At 43.6% G+C, this 23,071-nt stretch carries 13 protein-coding genes, 21 tRNA genes and 2 rRNA genes; 33 read left to right on the top strand and 3 right to left on the bottom strand.

Going from position 1 to position 23,071, the window contains the following annotated elements:
* Positions 1–64 precede the first annotated feature (64 nt).
* The 28 genes from K8L98_RS20125 (at position 65) to K8L98_RS19990 (ending at position 14,324) form a co-directional block, all read left to right on the top strand.
* Positions 65–2,994, top strand: a 23S ribosomal RNA gene (locus K8L98_RS20125).
* Positions 2,995–3,125: 131 nt separating this feature from the next.
* Positions 3,126–3,241, top strand: a 5S ribosomal RNA gene (gene rrf / locus K8L98_RS20120).
* Between the two features lie 21 nt (positions 3,242–3,262).
* Positions 3,263–3,338, top strand: a tRNA-Val gene (locus K8L98_RS20115).
* 66 nt (positions 3,339–3,404) lie between these two features.
* A tRNA-Thr gene (locus tag K8L98_RS20110) sits at positions 3,405–3,480 on the top strand.
* A gap of 174 nt (positions 3,481–3,654) precedes the next feature.
* Positions 3,655–3,730, top strand: a tRNA-Lys gene (locus K8L98_RS20105).
* A gap of 13 nt (positions 3,731–3,743) precedes the next feature.
* Positions 3,744–3,824, top strand: a tRNA-Leu gene (locus K8L98_RS20100).
* A 9-nt stretch (positions 3,825–3,833) separates the two neighbouring features.
* Positions 3,834–3,905: transfer RNA gene (locus tag K8L98_RS20095), tRNA-Gly, on the top strand.
* A gap of 9 nt (positions 3,906–3,914) precedes the next feature.
* Positions 3,915–4,003, top strand: a tRNA-Leu gene (locus K8L98_RS20090).
* Positions 4,004–4,017: 14 nt separating this feature from the next.
* A tRNA-Arg gene (locus tag K8L98_RS20085) sits at positions 4,018–4,094 on the top strand.
* Positions 4,095–4,099: 5 nt separating this feature from the next.
* Positions 4,100–4,176 (top strand) — tRNA-Pro (locus K8L98_RS20080).
* Between the two features lie 17 nt (positions 4,177–4,193).
* A tRNA-Ala gene (locus K8L98_RS20075) sits at positions 4,194–4,269 on the top strand.
* 31 nt (positions 4,270–4,300) lie between these two features.
* Positions 4,301–4,377 (top strand) — tRNA-Met (locus K8L98_RS20070).
* Between the two features lie 7 nt (positions 4,378–4,384).
* Positions 4,385–4,461, top strand: a tRNA-Ile gene (locus K8L98_RS20065).
* Between the two features lie 16 nt (positions 4,462–4,477).
* A tRNA-Ser gene (locus K8L98_RS20060) sits at positions 4,478–4,570 on the top strand.
* An 88-nt stretch (positions 4,571–4,658) separates the two neighbouring features.
* Positions 4,659–4,735: transfer RNA gene (locus tag K8L98_RS20055), tRNA-Met, on the top strand.
* Positions 4,736–4,738: 3 nt separating this feature from the next.
* Positions 4,739–4,814 (top strand) — tRNA-Asp (locus K8L98_RS20050).
* A gap of 58 nt (positions 4,815–4,872) precedes the next feature.
* Positions 4,873–4,948 (top strand) — tRNA-Phe (locus K8L98_RS20045).
* Positions 4,949–4,988: 40 nt separating this feature from the next.
* Positions 4,989–5,064 (top strand) — tRNA-His (locus tag K8L98_RS20040).
* Positions 5,065–5,080: 16 nt separating this feature from the next.
* Positions 5,081–5,154 (top strand) — tRNA-Gly (locus tag K8L98_RS20035).
* A gap of 4 nt (positions 5,155–5,158) precedes the next feature.
* Positions 5,159–5,235, top strand: a tRNA-Ile gene (locus tag K8L98_RS20030).
* A 34-nt stretch (positions 5,236–5,269) separates the two neighbouring features.
* A tRNA-Asn gene (locus K8L98_RS20025) sits at positions 5,270–5,344 on the top strand.
* Between the two features lie 5 nt (positions 5,345–5,349).
* A tRNA-Ser gene (locus tag K8L98_RS20020) sits at positions 5,350–5,440 on the top strand.
* A 14-nt stretch (positions 5,441–5,454) separates the two neighbouring features.
* A tRNA-Glu gene (locus K8L98_RS20015) sits at positions 5,455–5,526 on the top strand.
* 814 nt (positions 5,527–6,340) lie between these two features.
* Positions 6,341–8,272, top strand: coding sequence for a 1,4-alpha-glucan branching enzyme (glgB, locus tag K8L98_RS20010; protein ID WP_223437529.1), 1,932 nt, complete (start codon positions 6,341–6,343; stop codon positions 8,270–8,272).
* Positions 8,226–9,371 carry a glucose-1-phosphate adenylyltransferase gene (locus K8L98_RS20005; RefSeq protein WP_223443619.1) on the top strand — a complete coding sequence of 382 codons (1,146 nt, stop codon included), beginning with the start codon at positions 8,226–8,228 and terminating at the stop codon, positions 9,369–9,371. The genes glgB and K8L98_RS20005 overlap by 47 nt, the downstream gene beginning before the upstream one ends.
* Before the next feature lie 81 nt (positions 9,372–9,452).
* A complete protein-coding gene (locus K8L98_RS20000) occupies positions 9,453–10,481 on the top strand; it encodes a GlgC family sugar phosphate nucleotidyltransferase (RefSeq protein ID WP_223437527.1) in 1,029 nt (342 codons plus the stop codon).
* Positions 10,478–11,929 carry a glycogen synthase GlgA gene (gene glgA, locus K8L98_RS19995; RefSeq protein WP_223437525.1) on the top strand — a complete coding sequence of 484 codons (1,452 nt, stop codon included), beginning with the start codon at positions 10,478–10,480 and terminating at the stop codon, positions 11,927–11,929. The genes K8L98_RS20000 and glgA overlap by 4 nt, the downstream gene beginning before the upstream one ends.
* Positions 11,919–14,324: a glycogen/starch/alpha-glucan phosphorylase gene (locus tag K8L98_RS19990; RefSeq protein ID WP_223437522.1), complete on the top strand. Its 2,406-nt coding sequence runs from the start codon at positions 11,919–11,921 to the stop codon at positions 14,322–14,324. Before glgA ends, K8L98_RS19990 begins: the two co-directional genes overlap by 11 nt.
* Positions 14,325–14,493: 169 nt before the next feature.
* On the opposite strand, the gene K8L98_RS19985 is transcribed toward K8L98_RS19990, so the two are convergent.
* The gene (locus K8L98_RS19985) at positions 14,494–15,288 is read right to left on the bottom strand and encodes a TIGR00266 family protein (RefSeq protein WP_223437520.1); all 795 of its coding nucleotides are present in this window, start codon (positions 15,286–15,288) and stop codon (positions 14,494–14,496) included.
* A gap of 108 nt (positions 15,289–15,396) precedes the next feature.
* On the opposite strand from K8L98_RS19985, the gene K8L98_RS19980 reads away from it, so the two are divergent.
* Entirely contained in the window at positions 15,397–15,849 is a 453-nt protein-coding gene (locus tag K8L98_RS19980; protein ID WP_223437518.1) for an SRPBCC family protein, read from the top strand.
* 158 nt (positions 15,850–16,007) lie between these two features.
* On the opposite strand, the gene K8L98_RS19975 is transcribed toward K8L98_RS19980, so the two are convergent.
* Together K8L98_RS19975 and K8L98_RS19970 are read right to left on the bottom strand one after the other, a co-directional pair.
* Positions 16,008–16,754 (bottom strand): TraR/DksA C4-type zinc finger protein, encoded by a 747-nt coding sequence (locus tag K8L98_RS19975; RefSeq protein WP_223437516.1) that lies wholly within the window; start codon positions 16,752–16,754, stop codon positions 16,008–16,010.
* 121 nt (positions 16,755–16,875) lie between these two features.
* On the bottom strand, positions 16,876–17,811 hold the full coding sequence (locus K8L98_RS19970) for a 1,4-dihydroxy-2-naphthoate polyprenyltransferase (RefSeq protein WP_223437514.1): 936 nt from the start codon (positions 17,809–17,811) through the stop codon (positions 16,876–16,878).
* A gap of 298 nt (positions 17,812–18,109) precedes the next feature.
* On the opposite strand from K8L98_RS19970, the gene K8L98_RS19965 reads away from it, so the two are divergent.
* The 4 genes from K8L98_RS19965 to menB are packed head-to-tail and all read left to right on the top strand — an operon-like array spanning position 18,110 to position 22,923.
* On the top strand, positions 18,110–19,534 hold the full coding sequence (locus tag K8L98_RS19965) for an isochorismate synthase (protein WP_223437512.1): 1,425 nt from the start codon (positions 18,110–18,112) through the stop codon (positions 19,532–19,534).
* The gene (gene menD, locus K8L98_RS19960; RefSeq protein ID WP_223437510.1) at positions 19,521–21,278 is read left to right on the top strand and encodes a 2-succinyl-5-enolpyruvyl-6-hydroxy-3-cyclohexene-1-carboxylic-acid synthase; all 1,758 of its coding nucleotides are present in this window, start codon (positions 19,521–19,523) and stop codon (positions 21,276–21,278) included. Before K8L98_RS19965 ends, menD begins: the two co-directional genes overlap by 14 nt.
* A complete protein-coding gene (gene menH / locus K8L98_RS19955; protein WP_223437508.1) occupies positions 21,275–22,078 on the top strand; it encodes a 2-succinyl-6-hydroxy-2,4-cyclohexadiene-1-carboxylate synthase in 804 nt (267 codons plus the stop codon). The genes menD and menH overlap by 4 nt, the downstream gene beginning before the upstream one ends.
* A gap of 26 nt (positions 22,079–22,104) precedes the next feature.
* Positions 22,105–22,923 carry a 1,4-dihydroxy-2-naphthoyl-CoA synthase gene (gene menB / locus K8L98_RS19950; protein WP_223437506.1) on the top strand — a complete coding sequence of 273 codons (819 nt, stop codon included), beginning with the start codon at positions 22,105–22,107 and terminating at the stop codon, positions 22,921–22,923.
* Positions 22,924–23,071: the final 148 nt, after the last annotated feature.

Raw genomic sequence — 23,071 nt, 5'->3', positions numbered from 1 at the left:
AGACATTTATGTCTAAACAAACAACGAAATGCGAAACGCATCTTATGATGCGGTTGACCATTTAGGTTAAGTTATGAAGGGCGCACGGTGGATGCCTTGGCACTAGGAGCCGATGAAGGACGGGACTAACACCGATATGCTTTGGGGAGCTGTAAGTAAGCTTTGATCCAGAGATTTCCGAATGGGGAAACCCACTGTTCGTAATGGAACAGTATCTTTATCTGAATACATAGGATAATGAAGGCAGACCCGGGGAACTGAAACATCTAAGTACCCGGAGGAAGAGAAAGCAAACGCGATTTCCCAAGTAGCGGCGAGCGAAACGGAATTAGCCCAAACCAAGAGGCTTGCCTCTTGGGGTTGTAGGACACTCTATACGGAGTTACAAAGGAACGAGGTAGATGAAGCGACCTGGAAAGGTCCGTCAGAGAAGGTAATAACCCTGTAGTCGAAACTTCGTTCCCTCCAGAGTGGATCCTGAGTACGGCGGGACACGAGAAATCCCGTCGGAAGCAGGGAGGACCATCTCCCAAGGCTAAATACTCCCTAGTGACCGATAGTGAACCAGTACCGTGAGGGAAAGGTGAAAAGCACCCCGGAAGGGGAGTGAAAAGATCCTGAAACCGTGTGCTTACAAGTAGTCAGAGCCCGTTAACGGGTGATGGCGTGCCTTTTGTAGAATGAACCGGCGAGTTACGATCCCGTGCAAGGTTAAGTTGATGAGACGGAGCCGCAGCGAAAGCGAGTCTGAATAGGGCGTTTTAGTACGTGGTCGTAGACCCGAAACCAGGTGATCTACCCATGTCCAGGGTGAAGTTCAGGTAACACTGAATGGAGGCCCGAACCCACGCACGTTGAAAAGTGCGGGGATGAGGTGTGGGTAGCGGAGAAATTCCAATCGAACCTGGAGATAGCTGGTTCTCTCCGAAATAGCTTTAGGGCTAGCCTCAAGTATGAGAGTCTTGGAGGTAGAGCACTGATTGGACTAGGGGCCCTCATCGGGTTACCGAATTCAGTCAAACTCCGAATGCCAAAGACTTGCTCCTTGGGAGTCAGACTGCGAGTGATAAGATCCGTAGTCAAGAGGGAAACAGCCCAGACCACCAGCTAAGGTCCCAAAGTATACGTTAAGTGGAAAAGGATGTGGAGTTGCTTAGACAACCAGGATGTTGGCTTAGAAGCAGCCACCATTTAAAGAGTGCGTAATAGCTCACTGGTCGAGTGACTCTGCGCCGAAAATGTACCGGGGCTAAACGTATCACCGAAGCTGTGGACTGTTCTTACGAACAGTGGTAGGAGAGCGTTCTAAGGGCGTTGAAGCTAGACCGTAAGGACTGGTGGAGCGCTTAGAAGTGAGAATGCCGGTATGAGTAGCGAAAGAGGGGTGAGAATCCCCTCCACCGAATGCCTAAGGTTTCCTGAGGAAGGCTCGTCCGCTCAGGGTTAGTCGGGACCTAAGCCGAGGCCGAAAGGCGTAGGCGATGGACAACAGGTTGATATTCCTGTACCACCTCCTCACCATTTGAGCAATGGGGGGACGCAGGAGGATAGGGCAAGCGCGCTGTTGGATATGCGCGTCCAAGCAGTTAGGCTGAGAAGTAGGCAAATCCGCTTCTCATAAAGGCTGAGCTGTGATGGCGAGGGAAATTTAGTACCGAAGTTCCTGATTCCACACTGCCAAGAAAAGCCTCTAGCGAGGTGAGAGGTGCCCGTACCGCAAACCGACACAGGTAGGCGAGGAGAGAATCCTAAGGTGAGCGAGAGAACTCTCGTTAAGGAACTCGGCAAAATGACCCCGTAACTTCGGGAGAAGGGGTGCTTTTTAGGGTTCATAGCCCTGAAAAGCCGCAGTGAATAGGCCCAGGCGACTGTTTAGCAAAAACACAGGTCTCTGCGAAGCCGCAAGGCGAAGTATAGGGGCTGACGCCTGCCCGGTGCTGGAAGGTTAAGAGGAGAGGTTAGCGCAAGCGAAGCTTTGAATTGAAGCCCCAGTAAACGGCGGCCGTAACTATAACGGTCCTAAGGTAGCGAAATTCCTTGTCGGGTAAGTTCCGACCCGCACGAAAGGCGTAACGATCTGGGCACTGTCTCAACGAGAGACTCGGTGAAATTATAGTACCTGTGAAGATGCAGGTTACCCGCGACAGGACGGAAAGACCCCGTGGAGCTTTACTGTAGCCTGATATTGAATTTTGGTACAGCTTGTACAGGATAGGTAGGAGCCTTGGAAGCCGGAGCGCCAGCTTCGGTGGAGGCATTGGTGGGATACTACCCTTGCTGTATTGAAATTCTAACCCACAGCCCTGATCGGGCTGGGAGACAGTGTCAGGTGGGCAGTTTGACTGGGGCGGTCGCCTCCTAAAATGTAACGGAGGCGCCCAAAGGTTCCCTCAGAATGGTTGGAAATCATTCGCAGAGTGTAAAGGCACAAGGGAGCTTGACTGCGAGACCTACAAGTCGAGCAGGGACGAAAGTCGGGCTTAGTGATCCGGTGGTTCCGCATGGAAGGGCCATCGCTCAACGGATAAAAGCTACCCCGGGGATAACAGGCTTATCTCCCCCAAGAGTCCACATCGACGGGGAGGTTTGGCACCTCGATGTCGGCTCATCGCATCCTGGGGCTGTAGTCGGTCCCAAGGGTTGGGCTGTTCGCCCATTAAAGCGGTACGCGAGCTGGGTTCAGAACGTCGTGAGACAGTTCGGTCCCTATCCGTCGTGGGCGCAGGAAATTTGAGAGGAGCTGTCCTTAGTACGAGAGGACCGGGATGGACGCACCGCTGGTGTACCAGTTGTCTTGCCAAAGGCATCGCTGGGTAGCTATGTGCGGAAGGGATAAGTGCTGAAAGCATCTAAGCATGAAGCCCCCCTCAAGATGAGATTTCCCATCACATTAGTGAGTAAGAACCCTGAAAGATGATCAGGTTGATAGGTCTGAGGTGGAAGCGCGGTGACGTGTGGAGCTGACAGATACTAATCGTTCGAGGACTTAACCACAGTCTAATAAAGTGTAAAATCTAAGTGAAAACTTGTTATCATACGTTATTTAGTTTTGAAAGAATAACTTCTTTCGAAAAAAAAAGCTTGAAATCTTCGGATTTCATAGTATAATAATTTTTGTCACTATGTCTGGTGATGATGGCAAAGAGGTCACACCCGTTCCCATGCCGAACACGGAAGTTAAGCTCTTTAGCGCCGATGGTAGTTGGGGGTTTCCCCCTGTGAGAGTAGGACGTTGCCAGGCTAATGACAAAAGTATTCAAGCGGAGGATTAGCTCAGCTGGGAGAGCATCTGCCTTACAAGCAGAGGGTCGGCGGTTCGAGCCCGTCATCCTCCACCATTTACTCTTGTTGTTAACATGCTGCAAAAGATCAGCAAAAAAAGTATTGCTTACCTTACTTTAAATGCCGGTGTAGCTCAATTGGTAGAGCAACTGACTTGTAATCAGTAGGTTGGGGGTTCAAGTCCTCTTGCCGGCACCATTCGGTCTTAAACTGAATCAAGATATGATTTAATACGTGCCATTAGCTCAGTCGCTAGAGCACGAACGAGTAATCTTCGAAGCTTACGCTTCAGCACACAAATCGAGCCACTCCTTGAATAATCTTTCTGAGATTTGGGTGTCTTGCAAAACTAAAGAGTGTTTTCTTAACTAAGTGCCATTAGCTCAGTCGGTAGAGCATCTGACTTTTAATCAGAGGGTCGAAGGTTCGAGTCCTTCATGGCACACCATTTTCCTTAATATGCGGGTGTGGCGGAATTGGCAGACGCGCTAGACTTAGGATCTAGTGTCATTGACGTGGGGGTTCGAGTCCCTTCACCCGCATCATATTTTGCGGAAGTAGTTCAGTGGTAGAACACCACCTTGCCAAGGTGGGGGTCGCGGGTTCGAATCCCGTCTTCCGCTCTTACTTGCGCCGGGGTGGCGGAACTGGCAGACGCACAGGACTTAAAATCCTGCGGTAGGTGACTACCGTACCGGTTCGATTCCGGTCCTCGGCACCACTTGTTTCATAAATGCGCCCGTAGCTCAATTGGATAGAGCGTTTGACTACGGATCAAAAGGTTATGGGTTCGACTCCTATCGGGCGCGCCATATAACGGGAAGTAGCTCAGCTTGGTAGAGCACTTGGTTTGGGACCAAGGGGTCGCAGGTTCGAATCCTGTCTTCCCGACCATTTTCAACTTTTAATTAGGGGCCTTAGCTCAGCTGGGAGAGCGCCTGCCTTGCACGCAGGAGGTCAGCGGTTCGATCCCGCTAGGCTCCACCAATTATATAGAATTAATTGACTTTGTTCCTGGGGCGGTGTAGCTCAGCTGGCTAGAGCGTACGGTTCATACCCGTGAGGTCGTGGGTTCGACTCCCTCCGCCGCTACCAAAAAAAAGGACCTTTAGCTCAGTTGGTTAGAGCAGACGGCTCATAACCGTCCGGTCGTAGGTTCGAGTCCTACAAGGTCCACCATTCTATTTAGTCTTTCGGAGGTATACCCAAGTCCGGCTGAAGGGATCGGTCTTGAAAACCGACAGGGGAGTCAAATCCCGCGGGGGTTCGAATCCCTCTACCTCCTCCATTATTATTTTAAACAGTGAAATATCTTACTTCAGCAAACCGGTTAATATACAGCATAATCGGATGAGAAAGAACTTGATTATTATTATCGCGGGGTGGAGCAGTCTGGTAGCTCGTCGGGCTCATAACCCGAAGGTCGCAGGTTCAAATCCTGTCCCCGCAACCAAATGGTCCCGTGGTGTAGCGGTTAACATGCCTGCCTGTCACGCAGGAGATCGCCGGTTCGATCCCGGTCGGGACCGCCATTTTTACTAGATTTACGCAGTATTAGTAAAATGCGGTGAAGATTTAATTAATACAAATGGCTTGGTAGCTCAGTCGGTAGAGCAAAGGACTGAAAATCCTTGTGTCGGCGGTTCGATTCCGTCCCAAGCCACCATTTACCTTAATGATGTAAATGTTAAAAAAATATAATTGTGGCGGTTGTGGCGAAGTGGTTAACGCACCAGATTGTGGCTCTGGCATTCGTGGGTTCGATTCCCATCAGTCGCCCCATTTTTATATTCATATTGCGGGTGTAGTTTAATGGTAAAACTCTAGCCTTCCAAGCTAATGTCGTGGGTTCGATTCCCATCACCCGCTCCATAATGGGCCTATAGCTCAGCTGGTTAGAGCGCACGCCTGATAAGCGTGAGGTCGATGGTTCGAGTCCATTTAGGCCCACCATTTATGTTTTGGTAAAATAAGGTTTCAATATTATTCCGCAGTAGCTCAGTGGTAGAGCTATCGGCTGTTAACCGATCGGTCGTAGGTTCGAGTCCTACCTGCGGAGCCATATCTGGGGAAGTACTCAAGTGGCTGAAGAGGCGCCCCTGCTAAGGGTGTAGGTCGCGTAAGCGGCGCGAGGGTTCAAATCCCTCCTTCTCCGCCAGAAAGCCTGTTTTTGGCCCGTTGGTCAAGCGGTTAAGACACCGCCCTTTCACGGCGGTAACACGGGTTCGAATCCCGTACGGGTCATACTTAAAAGAGTGCTGCACATAGTGCAGCGCTTTTTTGTTGATTTTTATTGCTGAAACTTAGATTGTAAGATTGTAAATCGGTCAAGTCTACTATAGATTTTTTAAGTAATAGTCTTCGCTGGTTATGATTCAAGCTGTATCCGTCGTACCTGCTAACCGAAATGATTTTCCTGCTCGCAGATTGCCCTTCCAACTATCAAAAGTAGTGTTCTAGTTCGCCAGACTAATTCCACTTATTAAAAACAACTCAATATCATTCTGAAAACTCGTATAAAAATTCTGCTCATCAAACCTTCAGGACAGGTCATATAAAAAATGATTCACTTTCTATCCCCGGCCTAAAAAATATATTTTCAACAAATAATATAAATTTTTATAAAAATATCGAGACAGAAGGTTTCATTAATCACAAACAGAGGTATAAGTAATGGTAATAAAGAAAACAAAAGTGAAGAATAAAAAGATTTCGACAATTCTTACTCATTTTGTCGAATTAACTGTTTTTGTGATATAACTTTCTCGAATTATACTATCGGAATGTCATGTTAGAAATTCCTGTATTTTCTTACACATAATGAATTATTTAGTATATTTGACTGATGTTTTTTCGCCAAATTCTTCTATTATCCTTATTTCTTTCGTTTCTTTATTCGACATTTTTTTATAAGTCATTTTAAAAGAATAATTTTTTGAAAAATGAATAATGATTCATGACATATCATGTCAATAAGTAGAAGCGCTTACAAAAAAGGAAATCCTTCCTTCTGATTGAATTAAGAATTAAGATAACTTTATAGAAAGGGTGATTAGGAATGAATCTTGCTACGCCAACTGATTTTGAGGTTCATCTTTTCCATGAGGGAAATTTGTTTAAAGCTCATGAATTATTTGGTGCTCACAGCAGCGTACGGAACGGTGTTTGCGGTACTGTGTTTACTGTTTGGGCTCCTCATGCGCTTGAGGTGCGGGTTGCAGGTGATTTTAATCACTGGGACGGCTCGAATCACAAGCTTGAAAGAGTGAATGATCAAGGTATCTGGTCTGCTTTTATTCAGGATATAAAAGAGGGCGACCTTTATAAATACGAGATTATTACACAGAAAAATGAGAAAATTCTAAAATCTGATCCGTTTGCTTTTTATGCTGAGGTAAAACCTAATACCGCTTCGATTGTTTATGATCTGGCAGGATATGAATGGAACGATCAGAAGTGGCAGAAGAAGAAGCGTCAAAAGGAAATTTATAACCGTCCGATGTATATTTACGAGCTTAATCTTTGTTCTTGGAAAAAGAAAGAGGACGGCAGCCTTTATACATATTTGGAGCTAGCGGATATATTGATTCCGTATGTTCTCGATCATGGATTTACTCACATTGAGCTTTTGCCTATTATTGAACATCCTTATGACCGTTCATGGGGATATCAGGGAACAGGATATTATGCGGCTACAAGCCGGTACGGAACTCCTCATGAACTAATGAAATTCATAGATCTTTGTCATCAGAATAATCTTGGCGTCATCATGGACTGGGTGCCTGGCCATTTCTGCAAGGATGCTCATGGGCTTTATTATTTCGACGGGGAACCGACATTTGAATATAAGAGATATGAAGACCGGGAGAATGAGGTTTGGGGTACGGCTAACTTCGATTTAGGAAAGCCTGAGGTTCAGAGCTTCTTAATCTCAAATGCTCTTTTCTGGCTTGAGAAGTATCATATTGATGGATTCAGAGTGGATGCAGTAGCTAATATGCTGTACTGGCAGAATACAGAAGAGCCTCACGAGAACCCATTTGCCGTGAACTTTTTGAGAAAGCTGAATGAAAATGTATTTGCGTATGATCCTGGTGTTTTAATGATCGCAGAGGACTCAACAGACTATCCTTTAGTGACATCACCTACCTCTGATGGAGGGCTTGGGTTTAACTATAAATGGAACATGGGCTGGATGAACGATATCCTCAAGTACATGGAAGCTCCGCCTGAACAGCGGAAGCACCTGCATCACAAGGTATCATTCTCTTTGATCTATGCCTTTACTGAGAATTTTATCCTTCCGCTTTCACATGATGAAGTAGTTCATGGAAAACGTTCGCTGCTGAATAAAATGCCGGGTGATTATTGGCAGAAGTTTGCTCAATATCGTCTGCTGCTCGGGTATATGATGACTCATCCAGGCAAAAAGCTGCTGTTTATGGGCGGGGAGTTTGCCCAGTTTGATGAGTGGAAGGATCTTGAGCAGCTTGATTGGGTGCTTGATGATTTTGACATGCATCAAAAGGCAAGAAGCTATTTCAAGGAACTGCTGGCTGTTTATAAGAGACAGCGCCCTCTGTATGAGCAGGATCACTCTCATGAAGGCTTTGAATGGATTGATGTGAATAATTCCGAACAAAGTATATTTTCCTTTATCAGAAGAGGCCTAAAGCCTAATGAGCAGCTTGTTGTAGTCTGCAACTTCAGACCGCAAACCTACCACGATTATAAAGTGGGGGTGCCGGCTGATACAAAATACATTGAAATCATGAACAGCGACGACACTGTATTTGGAGGATCAGGCCAGGTTAATAAGAAAGATCTTAAAGCACAAGAAGGCATGCAGCATAATCAGCCTTATCACATATCAATGACCATTCCGCCTTATGGAATATCCATTTTACGCGCAGTTAAAAAACGAGAGGAGACAATCAACCATGGTGAAAAAAAAGTGCGTCGCAATGTTATTGGCAGGAGGAAAGGGTAGTCGTTTAAGTTCGTTAACGCAAAACCTTGCAAAACCCGCAGTTCCATTTGGCGGAAAGTACCGCATTATCGACTTTACATTAAGCAATTGCTGCAATTCAGGTGTAGATACCGTTGGGGTGCTTACACAATATCAGCCGCTTGTCCTGAATTCTTATATCGGGATCGGCAGTGCATGGGACCTGGACCGCAAAAATGGAGGAGTTACAGTGCTCCCTCCATATGCAGAATCATCAGAGGTTAAATGGTACAAAGGAACGGCAAGTGCCATCTATCAAAACATGAACTACTTAAAGCAGTATGATCCTGAGTATGTCCTGATTTTATCTGGTGATCACATCTATAAAATGGATTATTCGGAAATGCTTGATTACCATGTTGAAAAAGATGCAGACGTATCGATCTCTGTTAAAGAAGTCCCATGGGAAGAAGCAAGCCGCTTTGGCATTTTAAATACAGATGCAAATTTAGAAGTGGTCGAATTTGATGAGAAGCCTCAAAATCCTAAGAATAACCTTGCATCAATGGGTATTTATATTTTCAAATGGTCGATATTAAAAGACTTTCTGGAGATGGATGAACGGAATCCATATTCAAGTCATGACTTTGGCAAAGACGTATTGCCTTTGCTGCTTGATGAAAAGAAAAAACTTGTGGCTTATCCATTTAAAGGCTATTGGAAAGATGTCGGAACGGTTAAAAGTCTTTGGGAAGCCAATATGGATCTCTTAAATGAAGAGCCAGAACTTGATTTGTTTGATAATAACTGGCGGATATATTCTGTGAACCCGAATCAGCCCCCTCAATATTTATCAGAGGGTGCAGAAGTAACGGAATCTTTGGTGAATGAAGGATGCGTGGTTTATGGAACCATTCTCCATTCGGTTTTATTCCAGGGTGTAACAGTAGGGCAGCATTCGTTCCTGAAAAACACGGTTGTCATGCCGGATGCGGTCATTGGCAATAATGTATATATTGAAAATGCGATTGTTCCATCAGGTTTAGTAGTCCCGGATGGCATGGTGATTCGCTCGGATAAAGATATTGAAGAAGTCATTTTAGTAACGGAAGAGCTAGTAGAGCAAACGGCAGGAGCATAACCGATAAGTTCGATGTGCAAACAGCAGAGAAACCCTATTTATTTCCGATGAAAATAAACTAATGCGAGAGGTGGAACAGCTATGAATCAAAGGATGCTGGGAATTATTGATGCAACAACGTATACAAATGCCATCGAGGACTTAACGGTGAATCGGTCGATGGCTGCTATTCCGTTTGCGGGGCGTTACAGATTAATTGATTTTGTTTTATCTAATATGGTGAATTCAGATATTGAAAGTGTAGCTATTTTTCCAAAATACCAATATCGTTCCCTGATGGATCATTTAGGGTCAGGCAAGCAATGGGATCTTAATAGAAAGCGCGATGGGCTGTTCTTTTTCCCGTCTCCGCATTTAAATGATCAGTATAATGAATTCGGATCTATTCGCCAGCTGTCAGATCACATTGACTATTTCTTGAGGAGCAAACAGGAATACGCGGTGATCACAAACAGCTATACAGTCTGCAACATTGATTTCAAAGATGTTCTCTCGAAACATGTGAAAATGGGCTGCGATATTACGGAAGTCCGCAAAGACGGCGAATCTCTGCATATGTATGTAATGTCGACAAAATTATTACTGAATCTTATCCATGATAATAATCAGACGGGTTATAAAACCATTGCACAAGTAATCATGGAGAATACTCATAAAATGATGATTTGTGATTATGAGTTTGATGGATACGTTGCCATTATTGATTCAATTGAAAGCTATTATCGCCACAGCTTAGATATGCTTAAGCCGGAAGTGTGGCAGCAGTTATTTATTAAAAACCGTCCGATCTTAACCAAGGTGAAGGATGAGCCGCCTGCCAGACACGGACAGAATGCTGTTGTGAAAAATTCAATGATCGCAAACGGCAGCATAATTGAAGGGTATGTAGAAAATAGTATTATTTTCAGAGCTGTTCATATCGGAAAAGGAACAGTCATAAAAAATGGTATTATTATGCAAAAATCTCAGGTGGGAGAAAACTGCGTGCTTGAGAATGTAGTTCTTGATAAAGATGTAAAAGTAGGCAGCGGCATCGAATTAAAAGGATCTGCTGATCTGCCGATCGTACTCAGAAAAGGAACAGTACAAGGAGCGCTGATGAAATCGTGAAGGTATTATTTGTTGTATCGGAATGTGTCCCTTTTGTAAAATCAGGGGGTCTGGCGGATGTTGCAGGGGCGCTGCCCAAGGAATTAAAGCGTCTTGGAACAGATATTCGAGTGATTTTACCTAAATACGGTCAAATTCCGGAGCGGTTCCGGTCAAAAATGAAAAAAATCAAAGATATTGTTGTTCCTGTCGGATGGAGAAGACAATATTGCGGAATTGAACAGCTGGAATTTGAAGGAGTCACGTATTATTTCATCGATCACGAATACTATTTTAAGCGTGACTCTTTATATGGCCACTTTGATGATGGGGAGCGTTTCTCTTTTTTCTCCAGAGCAGTTCTGGATTCGATTAAAGCAGTCGATTTCCAGCCTGATGTGATTCATTGCCATGATTGGCATACAGGCATGGTGCCATTTCTATTAAAAGAAGAGTACGCTTCTCAATCGTTTTATGAAAATATGAAAGCGGTTTTTACGATTCATAACCTGCAATTTCAGGGTATTTTCCCAAGAGATATTCTGCATGATTTACTTGGTCTTGATGACCGGTATTTTAATGCAGATCAGCTTGAATTCCATGGCTTTGTGAACTTTATGAAAGCTGCTCTTGTGGCTTCAGATCTGATTACGACAGTAAGCCCTACCTACAAGAATGAGATTCAGACCCCATACTTCGGTGAGCGTCTTGATGGGCTGCTGAGAGTGAAAGAAGCATCCCTTGTAGGGATATTAAATGGAATTGATGATGTAATTTATAATCCTGGGGACGATCCATACATAGCGTTTCCTTATAATGAAAACTCTGTCAAAAACAAAGCAAAGAATAAAAAAGAGCTTCAGAAGATGTTTGGCCTTCCGGAAAAAGAGGATACGCCTCTTCTTACAATGGTCACTCGTTTAACGCAGCAAAAGGGCCTTGATTTGGTCGAGCGCGTCCTGCATGAAATGCTTCAATCAGATATGCAGATTATTATCCTTGGAACCGGAGAGAAAAAGTTCGAAGATTTCTTCAGGCACATGGAATGGCTGTTTCCGGATAAGTGCAAAGCATACATCGGATTTGATGAGCCGCTTGCACACCGCATCTATGCGGGCTCGGATTTCTTTTTAATGCCTTCTCAGTTTGAACCATGCGGTCTTGGCCAGCTGATCGCTCTTCGCTACGGATCAATTCCGATTGTAAGAGAAACAGGCGGCCTGAATGATACTGTAACATCCTACCGCGATGATACAGGCGAGGGGAACGGTTTTACGTTCACCAACTTCAATGCTCACGATATGAAGAACACAGTTAATCGCGCATGCACTATTTATAAAAATAAAACCATTTGGAACAGCCTTGTCAAAACAGCGATGAAAGAAGACTACAGTTGGGCGCAGTCAGCGTTTAAATACAACCAGCTTTATGCTGATTTAATGACTAGGAGTGGGAGTCATGTTCTCTAACAAAAATGAATTTAAAGACAGTTTTCTAAAGCGCTTGGAAATGAGTTATGGAAAAAAATTTGCTGAATCAACAAAACGTGATCAATACCAAACGCTTGGAAATATGGTAAGAGAACATATCAGCAGCAATTGGATCACAACAAACGAATGGAACCGGGCAAGCAACAACAAGCAAGTTTATTATTTATCGATTGAGTTTTTGCTTGGGAGACTGCTCGGACAAAATCTTTTAAATTTGGGCATTCGCGACGTTGTACTTGAAGGATTTGCTGATCTTGGCATCAACCTTGAAGAGATTGAAGAAAGTGAAGCAGATGCAGGTCTTGGCAATGGCGGTTTAGGCCGCCTTGCTGCTTGTTTTCTAGATTCTCTTGCTTCATTAAATTTGCCGGGACATGGTCTTGGCATCAGGTATAAACATGGTCTTTTTGATCAGAAGATTGTAGATGGCTATCAAGTGGAGTTGCCTGAGCAATGGTTAAGGCACGGAAATGTATGGGAAGTCCGTAAGCCGGATCAGGCGATGGAGATTCCGTTTTGGGGAAAAGTTGAACATGTATACGAAGATGGGAAGCTTGACTTCCGCCATGTTCATTCTGAAAATATTATAGCTGTACCATATGATATGCCTGTGATTGGATATGAAACGAGCACAGTTAATACGCTGAGGCTTTGGAACGCTGAGCCTGCACCAAATCCGCCTCACCGTGATGTACTTGCTTATAAACGTGAAACAGAAGCAGTATCAGAGTTTTTATATCCGGATGACACGCATGACGAAGGAAAGATTCTCAGACTTAAGCAGCAATATTTCCTTGTCTCTGCAAGCTTGCAGTCCATTGTCCGGTCATACCTTAAAAAGAATGATACCCTGCATGAATTCCACAAGCATGTTGCCATCCATGTAAACGATACTCATCCCGTTCTTGCCATCCCGGAGCTGATGAGAATTTTACTTGATGAAGAGCATATGGAATGGGAAGAAGCTTGGAATATTACGATTAATACGATATCTTATACGAATCATACGACATTATCTGAAGCGCTTGAAAAATGGCCGCTGCATATCTTTAAGCCGCTGCTCCCAAGAATCTATATGATTGTAGAGGAATTAAACGAAAGATTCTGCAAAGAGCTGTGGAATCGTTTCCCTGGAGATTGGAAGCGTATTGAAAATATGGCGATTATCGCTCACGGCGTCGTGAAAATGGCCCATTTAGCGATTGTCGGAAGCCACAGCGTCAATGGTGTCGCAAAGATCCATTCTGATATTCTGAAAAACCGTGAAATGAAATTATTTCATCAAATCTATCCTCAAAAGTTCAATAACAAAACCAATGGAATCACTCACCGCAGATGGCTGCTTAAAGCCAATCCAGAATTGACAAATCTCATTACCGAAACAATTGGGACCGACTGGATTAAAAACCCGCACCTCATGATTGAGCTAAAACGTCATATCTATAATCCACATTTAAAAGAAGAATTTGCAGCCGTTAAACGAAAAAGAAAAGCGATTCTTGCAGACATTATCGAAAAGAAAACGGGAATTTCCGTCGATAAACATTCGATTTTTGATGTTCAAGTTAAGCGTCTTCATGCATATAAACGACAGCTGTTAAATGTGCTGCACATCATGTATCTTTATAACAGGCTGAAAGAGGATTCAAATTTTACAATCTATCCAAGAACGTTTATATTTGGAGCCAAGGCATCTCCAGGCTACTATTATGCGAAAAAAATCATTAAACTAATTAACTCGCTTGCAGATAAAGTGAACAGCGATCCTAAGGTTTCGCAGATGATGAAAGTCATTTTCATGGAAAATTACCGGGTTTCGCTGGCAGAGCATATCTTCCCGGCGACAGATGTCAGTGAACAAATCTCAACTGCCAGTAAAGAGGCATCTGGAACAGGAAACATGAAATTTATGATGAACGGTGCGCTCACAATGGGAACTTTGGACGGAGCGAACATTGAAATTTTGGAAGAAGTCGGAAAAGAGAACATCTTCACTTTTGGTTTAAAGGCCGATGAGGTTCTGAATTATTATGAAAATGGCGGGTATCGCTCATCTGAGTATTATCATCATGATCTGCGGATCAGACAAGTGGTCGATCAGCTCACAAACGGATTCTTCCCTGATACAGAAGATGAGTTTGAAGCAATTAAAGACTCTCTGCTTTATGAAAATGATCAATATTTTGTTTTACGTGACTTTGCATCCTATGTTGATGCCCAGGAACAGCTTGAAAAATCTTACAAAAACCAAGATAAGTGGCTTGAAAAAGCACTTCTTAATATTGCTCACTCAGGCTATTTCTCAAGTGACCGGACGATTCATGAGTATGCTGATGGCATTTGGGATATCCAGCCGATTCCTGTTATTCATTAAGTCTTTGAAAACCCGCCTGGTTGAGCGGGTTTTCTGCTGTTTAGTTTTATTAAGGATTTGCTAATATGTCCTCTGATTTCGAAAAAAATCAAGATTTTCGATGTACAAGCTTTAGATAATGGCATTGAAAGTAAGTTTGAAAAAAACGAACTTTCATGCGTCTGCCGAATTATCGATTATCTCCATCAAGCAATCGGCCAAGTCCGCCCAGAATACTGCCTTCTCCTGAAGCGTTTCCGCCTGTGCTTGGAGCATTGGCGAATATGCGGTCAGCAAGACGGCTGAAGGGGAGTGATTGTACCCATACTGTCCCAGGACCTTGCACAGTTGCAAAAAATAATCCTTCACCGCCGAAGAAGGCCGTTTTGACTTTCCCGACATATTCAATGTTGTAGTTAACGTCCCTCGTCATCGCGACAAGGCAGCCTGTATCAATTTTCAGGCGCTCCCCAGGTGCAAGCTGCCGCTTATGTATTGTACCTCCAGCATGCAAAAAAGCGAGTCCGTCTCCTTCTAGTTTTTGCATAATGAATCCCTCACCGCCAAAAAAACCGGTTCCTAACTTTTTCTGAAAATCAATTCCGACAGACACACCTTTAGCAGCACAGAGGAAGGCGTCTTTTTGACAAACGACTTTTCCCTGCATTTCATTTAAGTCGACAGGAATGATTTTGCCTGGATAGGGCGCTGCAAATGAAACTTGCTTTTTGCCTCCAGCTTTATTTGTAAAGACCGTCATAAATAAACTTTCTCCAGTAATAACACGCTTACCGGCACCTACTAAACGGCTCATCAAGCCCTTTTGCTCTGATCCGTCACCAAAGATGGTTTCCATATCAATGCCGTCATCCATCATCATCATACCTCCGGCCTCGGCTACTACACTTTCACTTGGATCGAGCTCAATTTCAACAAACTGCATGTCATCCCCATAAATCTTGTAATCAATTTCATGTGCGTTCAAAAAGGTCACCTCTTTACTTTTTTTTGTAAACATTCGTCATAAAGAAAGAAAACCCTTCTGTTTTCCATTTATAATGAAAGAAGTTCGTCATATAAAGGGGATAAGTATATGCCTGTCATTAGAAATACAATTAGTATTAAAGCGCCAATCGAAGTCTGCTTTGACCTCGCACGGAATGTAGAGATCCATCCGAAAACGACTAAAAAAACAAAAGAGAAGGCGGTTGGCGGTGTAACCACCGGGCTTCTTGAAGAAGGTGATACCGTTGAATGGGAAGCCTTGCACTTCGGTATAAAGCAAAGACTGTCTTCCAAAATAACAGAGATGAACAGGCCTTATGAATTTAAAGATATGATGGTTAAAGGAGCATTTAAGTCTTTTATTCATACCCATACTTTCGTTGCTTCAGGAAATGAAACAGTGATGATTGATCACTTTGACTATCTGTCTCCATTAGGATTTTTGGGCAAAGCCGCCGATTTTTTATTTCTAGAGAGATATATGCAAAAATTTCTCTCAGACCGGGCGGAGGAACTTAAAAAAATCGCAGAAACAAATTAAAACAGAGTTCCGTGGCGGAAACTCTGTTTAAGATTATTGAAAAGCATAAAGTTTTAAGCATTTAAGTCCAGCTTCTAACTTTTGATCAGAACCGATTCGCAAAAAATGGCTTTTCTGCCGGATTCTTGTTTTCGTAGCTTAACAAGGCGCTTTCGCTTTTAATCCTCACTATATGGTTCTTTTTCTGATGCAGGAAGATCACCGAAGGGAGTCATCAGTCCTTCTTCATCGAGTGTATGTTCATACTGTCTATGCTGTATGTTTGGATACACTGTTACGTTCTTTCCTTCAATATCTGTAGCCGCGAAATTTTCATAATCCTCTACATACCCTGTTGGGTCATCGTTCTCCATGTATACGTCGTTGTATGAATCAACAGGATATTCCATGTCAGAAGGAGTTTCAGAGTTGCCGAAGCGCTCTACGTCCTGATAAGAGTCTTCCGCATCATAGGCTTCCGAATCGCTTTCATCGTATTCGAATTGCCCGAATGCCGGCTCAAGTATGCTTTCCTCTATCGGTCTCGAGTGAGAAATTGCCTGCTCCGGAGAATGTTCCTTGCAGGTTGTTGCAGTCGGAAGCACTTCAAGTCTTTCTTCGGGTATGTCTGTTCCGCATACTTCACATACCCCGTAAGTTCCCTTTTCAATGGCTGCAAGTGCTCGGTTTATATCACTTAATTCTTCCTCCACATGCTCATTTAAAGCGATATCTTTTTCACGCTCATAAAGCTCTGTACCCTCATCGCCCGGATGGTTGTCATAGCTTGAAAGCTCTCCGGTAGAATCATGCCCGAAGCTTTGCTCAAGTCCAAAATGGTTGTTTTCCTGCAGGTGCAGCTCGATTTCTGCTTTTCTTGCGTCAAGCTGTGAGCGAAAGGAAGCCATTTGTCCGCTATTAAGCATTCCATTCACGCTCCTTCCTTAAGAAGTAATTTCTTCTTTTTTTAGTATGAACAGAAAGGGCAAAATCATGATTGTAAATTATGCGCAAAAAAAATACGGCCCTCAAAGGGCCGTGTAAAGTTTAGATTGTGCTTATGAATAAACCAAGTGCGAGCAAGAACCCAAATTGAATATTTGTCTGAGCAGTGGCTTTCATTGCAGGCATCATTTCAAGCGGCAGTGATTTGCCGACGAATTTTTTTACGGCACTGTATGCTTTAGGGGTGCTGATTAGAACTAAAAGCGCCCAAAAGGACAAGTGGCCGAGTGCTATCATTATCAAGATGACAGCATAAGAAGCAGCGAACATGGAAGCGAGGAAAATAATTGCTTTTTTGCGTCCAATCAAGATCGCCAGCGTCTTGCGCCCGTTTTCTTTATCTCCATCGAGGTCGCGGATATTATTTGACAGCATAATGTTTCCAACCAGGAAAGCGATCGGAATGGAAATAATGATGCTGATCGGTGAAATCGTTCCAGTTTGAATGTAATAAGCAAGCAGGATAATAACCATACCCATAAAGAAACCTGCAACCAGCTCCCCAAATGGAGTGTATGCAATTGGCACAGGGCCTCCTGTATAAAAATAGCCGGTAGCCATGCAGATTAATCCAATAACAGCAATCCACCAAGTGGAGGTCATGCAAATATAAACCCCTAAAAGTGCTGCGGCTGCGAAAAATGCAAAGGCAAGGTTTAGAACTGTCTTTGGTTTTACACCGTTTCTGACAATTGCTCCGCCGATGCCGACAGAATTTTCATTATCAAGTCCGCGCTTAAAATCGAAATATTCATTGAACATATTGGTTGCAGCCTGAATTAAAATGGATGCAATCAGCATAGCTAGAAATAATAAGATATGAACCTGACCATCATTTAAAGCAAGCACCGTACCGATCGTCACAGGAATGAAGGCTGCAGACAGTGTGTGCGGACGCAGCAGCATCCACCATACTTTCCAGCTTTTATCCGGTTTGATGGAAGGCACGTTTTGTGTAGTGTTTGATTGTGTATGCATCAAAGATTTCTCCCCTTTTTGTAAACCAAATGGAGCACGTTTGCTTCCCAAAATTAAGTGTAGGAAATTTACAATATTGTGTCAATCCTTTTACAAATGTTTGAACAATTATTTAATTCCTGACCGGGAATTTTCTTCCGCGAGAGCTTTTGATTTTATTGTTGTCAGGGTAGTAATATAATAAGGATAATAGTCGTTATTTCTATTATACCATTTCTTTGCCCAAGTACTATTGACACCTCTTTCCTCTGAGGTGTATCTTAATATAAGCGATTTTTCGGTTTTGGAGGGATTTCCAATGATTACGGCATTAAAACATACATTTACGGAGATTATGAAGCGTGCTTTGGAGGAAGCCAGACAGTTTGATAAACCGGTCATATTAAGTCAGGTCAAGTCGTTGAATGATTCGATGAACCCCCTCCATTTTTATGCGGCTGGCGAGCGGCTTTTTTTAGGTGAGCGGTTTTATTGGGCAACTCCTGGTTCACGCTTTACGATTACAGGCTTGGGAAACGAATGTACAGTAGAGAATGATTCTGCTGAAAGCGATCGTTTCGGGCGGATTGAGTCTGATTGGAAACGCTTTAAAAAAATGGCGCATTACGAAGATGGCGCAAAATCTCATATAGGTACAGGCGCTTTATTATTCGGCGGTTTTTCTTTTGATCCGCATAACCGCAGAAACGAGCGCTGGAATAACTATCCTGAGGCAAAATTCTTTTTGCCGTCCGTCATGCTTACAGTAAAAGACGGTGTTTCTTTTCTGACAATCAATCGTGTGATTAAGCCGGAAGATGATCTTGAATCATGCTCGGCGCATTTCACAACGATTGCCAACGAAGTACTGACAGGGAAGGCAAGCACTGGGGAAGAGTCCGTAAACAATTACACTCTAAAAGAGGCTGATACGGGAACATGGCTTTCAGCCGTACAAAAAGCAACAGATTTAATTAAAAGCGGTGAGCTGGATAAAGTCGTGCTGGCACGAGAAGTGCAATTAGAATATGATCACAAAATTAATATCTATTCAGCTTTAAGCAAACTGCAGACAGAGCAGCCTACAAGCTTTATCTTTTCTTTTGAAAATGGCCGTCAATCGTTCATTGGAGCAACGCCTGAGCGTCTGATCAAAAAGGAAAACAGCAGGCTGCTTTCAACATGTCTGGCTGGTTCCATTAAAAGAGGGAAGAGCAAGCAAGAAGATACGGAGCTTGGAACAGAGCTTTTGAATGATGAAAAAAATCTGATTGAGCACGCGATTGTTGTGAAAATGATCAAAGATTCGTTTGAAGAATGCTGCAGTGAAGTAAAGGTTTCAGATCACCCGCAATTATTAAAAACGAAAAATATTCAGCATTTGTATACACCGATTGAAGGATCAATGAAAGCAGGTTATTCCTTATTGAGCTTAACAGAGAAGCTTCATCCGACACCTGCCTTGGGAGGATATCCAAAAGAGGCTGCTGTTGAAATGATCAGAGAAATTGAACCTATGGACCGCGGCTGGTATGCCGGTCCAGTCGGGTGGCTTGATGCTGAAAACAACGGAGAGTTTGCAGTAGCCATCCGCTCCGGCTTAATTGAGGGCGAGCAGGCAACCCTGTTTGCAGGATGCGGCATTGTAGCAGAATCCGATCCTCAAATGGAATATCAGGAAACACTGATCAAGCTTAAGCCGATGCTCTCTGCGCTGGGAGGTGTCAACCATGAGTGCAAATAAATCTTTAACCCTTTATGCAGCAAGTTTTGTTGATGAATTATCTAAAGCGGGTGTTCGGGATGCGGTTATTAGTCCCGGTTCAAGATCAACCCCTATGGCCATGCTGATGGCTGAACATCCTGATTTGAACATTCATGTTTTGATTGACGAACGATCAGCAGGTTTTTTTGCCCTTGGCATGGCCAAGATGCAGCAAAGACCCGTTGCTTTGCTGTGTACATCAGGAACGGCAGCAGCTAATTATTATCCGGCAGTTGTTGAGGCATTCTATTCAAGAGTGCCTTTGCTTGTTTTAACAGCAGACCGTCCGCATGAACTTAGGGATGTTGGTGCTCCGCAGGCAATCGATCAGATGCATTTGTTCGGCCGCTATGCAAAATGGTTTGCGGATATGGCAGTTCCGGAGCATACTGCTGAGCTTCTCCAATATGGAAGAACAATGGCGGCACGTGCAGCGGGCAAAGCGATTTCTTCTCCATCAGGACCGGTTCATCTTAATTTTCCGTTCAGAGAACCCCTCGTACCTGATTTAGAATCTGAGGATTTATGGACAAGCTTGAATAGCCGTCCTAAACAGGTTCAAGTAACAGCGGGTTCTTCAGTTATTGATCTTTCCGAAGTGCAGCGCTTAGCTGGTCTCCTTTCAGAAGAAAAGAAGGGATTGATTATATGCGGAGAGCTTCGAGATCCTGATTTCGCTGAAGCAGCGGTAAAGTTATCCTCAGTCCTGAAGTACCCGATTCTTGCTGATCCTCTTTCAAATTTAAGAACAGGGTCTCATGATCAAACATCTGTCATTGAATGCTATGATGCCTTTATGAAGGATGAATACATAACAGAGCAGCTAAAGCCAGAAGTCATTATCCGGTTCGGAGCTATGCCGGTTTCAAAGCCGCTGTTTTTATTCTTGAAGAGAACAGCTGATATCCGTCAAATTGTTGTCGATGGCCAAGGCGGCTGGAGGGAACCAACCTTAATGGCGGCGGAAATGATTGAATGCAAGGAGAGCTGGCTGTGCCGTGAACTTATCAAACAGGTCAAAATACAGGAAGATACGGATTGGCTGCAGTCATGGAAAAAAGTAAATCTCGTTTCGCGTGAGTTATTAGGATCAGCCGAGGATAAAGGCGGCGACCTGTTTGAAGGAAATGTCTTTCGTGAATTGCAGCATGCGCTTCCCCAGAAGTGTCATGTGATAGCAGGAAACAGCATGCCAATCCGTGACCTTGATAATTATTTCCTGAACACGGAAAAGAACATTGCCGTTTATGCCAACCGGGGGGCGAATGGAATCGATGGGATCGTTTCAACAGCACTTGGAATGAGTACTGGTGCCGGCACAGATCATCCAACTTTTTTAGTCATTGGCGACTTATCCTTTTATCATGATATGAATGGTCTCCTTGCTGCGAAAATGCACAAGCTTAATTTGACCATCATCCTTGTTAATAACGATGGGGGCGGCATCTTTTCGTTTCTTCCGCAGTCAAAAGAAGAGAAGCATTTTGAAACCTTATTCGGCACGCCGACTGGTCTTGATTTTAAACATGCTGCCGATCTTTATGACGCTTCATATTCACTGCCGGCAACATGGGAGGAATTCCGATCAGCAGTGTCAGATGCTGTCATTAAAAAAGGTTTGAATATTATTGAAGTGCGCACAAATCGTCAAACCCGTGTCAGCATTCATCGTGAATTGATGAATCGTGTTTCCCAGGAAATAAGAGAGAAGTTCTTTAAATGAAGTTGACGATAAGAGGAGTATCCTATCATATTGAAACATTTGGAGAAGGAATCCCTCTAGTTCTTCTCCATGGATTTACAGGCTCAGCAGAAAACTGGCACCCTTTTCTGGACATGTTCAGCCATTATAAAGTGATATTAATTGATCTTATCGGACATGGGCTGACAGATTCACCTTCAGAGTTTGAACGGTACATTATGGATGAATCGGTTAAGGATTTACATGTTATTTTTGAAGAGCTCCAACTTAATAAAGCAATTCTTGCAGGCTATTCTATGGGAGGCAGACTGGCATTATCCTATGCAAGCAGGCATCCTGAGCGGATTGACAAGCTGGTTCTGGAAAGCGCATCTCCTGGGTTGAAATCAGTGGCTGAGAGAATGAGCAGAAGAGAAAATGATCGAAAGCTCTCTCAATTTATAAAAGAACAGGGAATGGAATCCTTTATAGATTTCTGGGAGAATATACCGCTGTTTGCCTCTCAGAAAGCTTTGCCTGGGGACGTTCAAAAAAATCTGCGCAGCCAAAGGCTGAAAAATGACGAGGCAGGGCTTGCAAACAGTCTTTTAGGAATGGGGACCGGATCACAGAAATCCTTATGGGATAGCCTTGATTCTCTGGAAATTCCCGTTCTGCTCATTAGCGGGGAATTGGATGAAAAGTTCTGCGGGATCGCAAAAGAGATGAAAGATTTGCTCCCGCTTCCGACATTTATTAAAATAATTGGTGCAGGTCATGCGGTTCATGTGGAACAACCGCAAATCTTTGGTAGAATAGTAAATGAGTTTATTAATACGTAAACGTATTTATAAGGAGGCAGTACAAAATGACAGTAGAATGGATTGCTGAACGCAAGTACGAAGATATTTTATATGAAACGTATAATGGGATTGCCAAGATCTCTATTAATCGTCCAGAGGTACATAATGCATTCCGTCCGAAAACGGTAATGGAATTAATTGATGCTTTTGCTTATGCAAGAGATGATGCAAATGTTGGAGTTATTATATTAACTGGAACAGGTGGAAAAGCATTCTGTTCAGGCGGCGACCAAAAGGTGCGCGGACATGGCGGTTATGTTGGTGAAGACCAAATTCCGCGTTTGAATGTTCTTGATCTGCAGCGTTTAATCCGCGTGATACCAAAACCGGTTATTGCCATGGTGGCAGGATACGCAATCGGAGGCGGCCATGTGCTTCATATTGTCTGTGATTTAACAATTGCAGCAGACAATGCTGTTTTTGGCCAAACGGGACCAAAAGTAGGCAGCTTTGATGCTGGCTATGGTTCAGGATACCTTGCCCGTATTGTCGGACATAAAAAAGCACGCGAGATCTGGTTCCTATGCCGTCAATATAATGCACAGGAAGCGCTTGACATGGGTCTTGTCAACACGGTTGTGCCTTTAGAAAAGCTTGAAGAAGAAACAGTTCAATGGTGCGAGGAAATCTTAGAAAAGAGCCCGACTGCCATTCGTTTCCTTAAAGCTGCATTTAATGCGGATACAGACGGCCTAGCAGGCATTCAGCAATTTGCAGGAGACGCAACTCTTCTGTACTATACAACGGATGAAGCAAAAGAAGGAAGAGATGCATTTAAAGAAAAACGCAGCCCTGACTTCAAGCAGTTCCCAAGATTCCCTTAAATAACATGCAGCAGCTTGATGATTTCATCAAGCTGCTTTCTTATAGTATCAGAATATTATTTAGAGTTTGAGACATGTCTAGCAAAGGCGTCTAGCTCCTCGGTCAGAACGGATCTGATCAAAGCGCTTGCGTTTTTCTAATATAAAG

It is taken from the genome of Metabacillus dongyingensis (assembly GCF_019933155.2).
Lineage (GTDB): Bacteria > Bacillota > Bacilli > Bacillales > Bacillaceae > Bacillus_P > Bacillus_P dongyingensis.
Note: the sequence above shows the minus strand (reverse complement) of the source record. Positions and strands in the feature narration are given on the sequence as shown.

Excerpts from the sequence above, each read along its gene's own strand:
- glgB (WP_223437529.1), top strand. The coding sequence starts at position 6,341 with ATGAATCTTGCTACGCCAACTGATTTTGAGGTTCATCTTTTCCATGAG.
- K8L98_RS20000 (WP_223437527.1), top strand. The coding sequence starts at position 9,453 with ATGAATCAAAGGATGCTGGGAATTATTGATGCAACAACGTATACAAAT.
- K8L98_RS19990 (WP_223437522.1), top strand. The coding sequence starts at position 11,919 with ATGTTCTCTAACAAAAATGAATTTAAAGACAGTTTTCTAAAGCGCTTG.
- K8L98_RS19980 (WP_223437518.1), top strand. The coding sequence starts at position 15,397 with ATGCCTGTCATTAGAAATACAATTAGTATTAAAGCGCCAATCGAAGTC.
- K8L98_RS19975 (WP_223437516.1), bottom strand. The coding sequence starts at position 16,754 with ATGCTTAATAGCGGACAAATGGCTTCCTTTCGCTCACAGCTTGACGCA.
- K8L98_RS19970 (WP_223437514.1), bottom strand. The coding sequence starts at position 17,811 with ATGCATACACAATCAAACACTACACAAAACGTGCCTTCCATCAAACCG.
- K8L98_RS19965 (WP_223437512.1), top strand. The coding sequence starts at position 18,110 with ATGATTACGGCATTAAAACATACATTTACGGAGATTATGAAGCGTGCT.
- menD (WP_223437510.1), top strand. The coding sequence starts at position 19,521 with ATGAGTGCAAATAAATCTTTAACCCTTTATGCAGCAAGTTTTGTTGAT.
- menH (WP_223437508.1), top strand. The coding sequence starts at position 21,275 with ATGAAGTTGACGATAAGAGGAGTATCCTATCATATTGAAACATTTGGA.
- menB (WP_223437506.1), top strand. The coding sequence starts at position 22,105 with ATGACAGTAGAATGGATTGCTGAACGCAAGTACGAAGATATTTTATAT.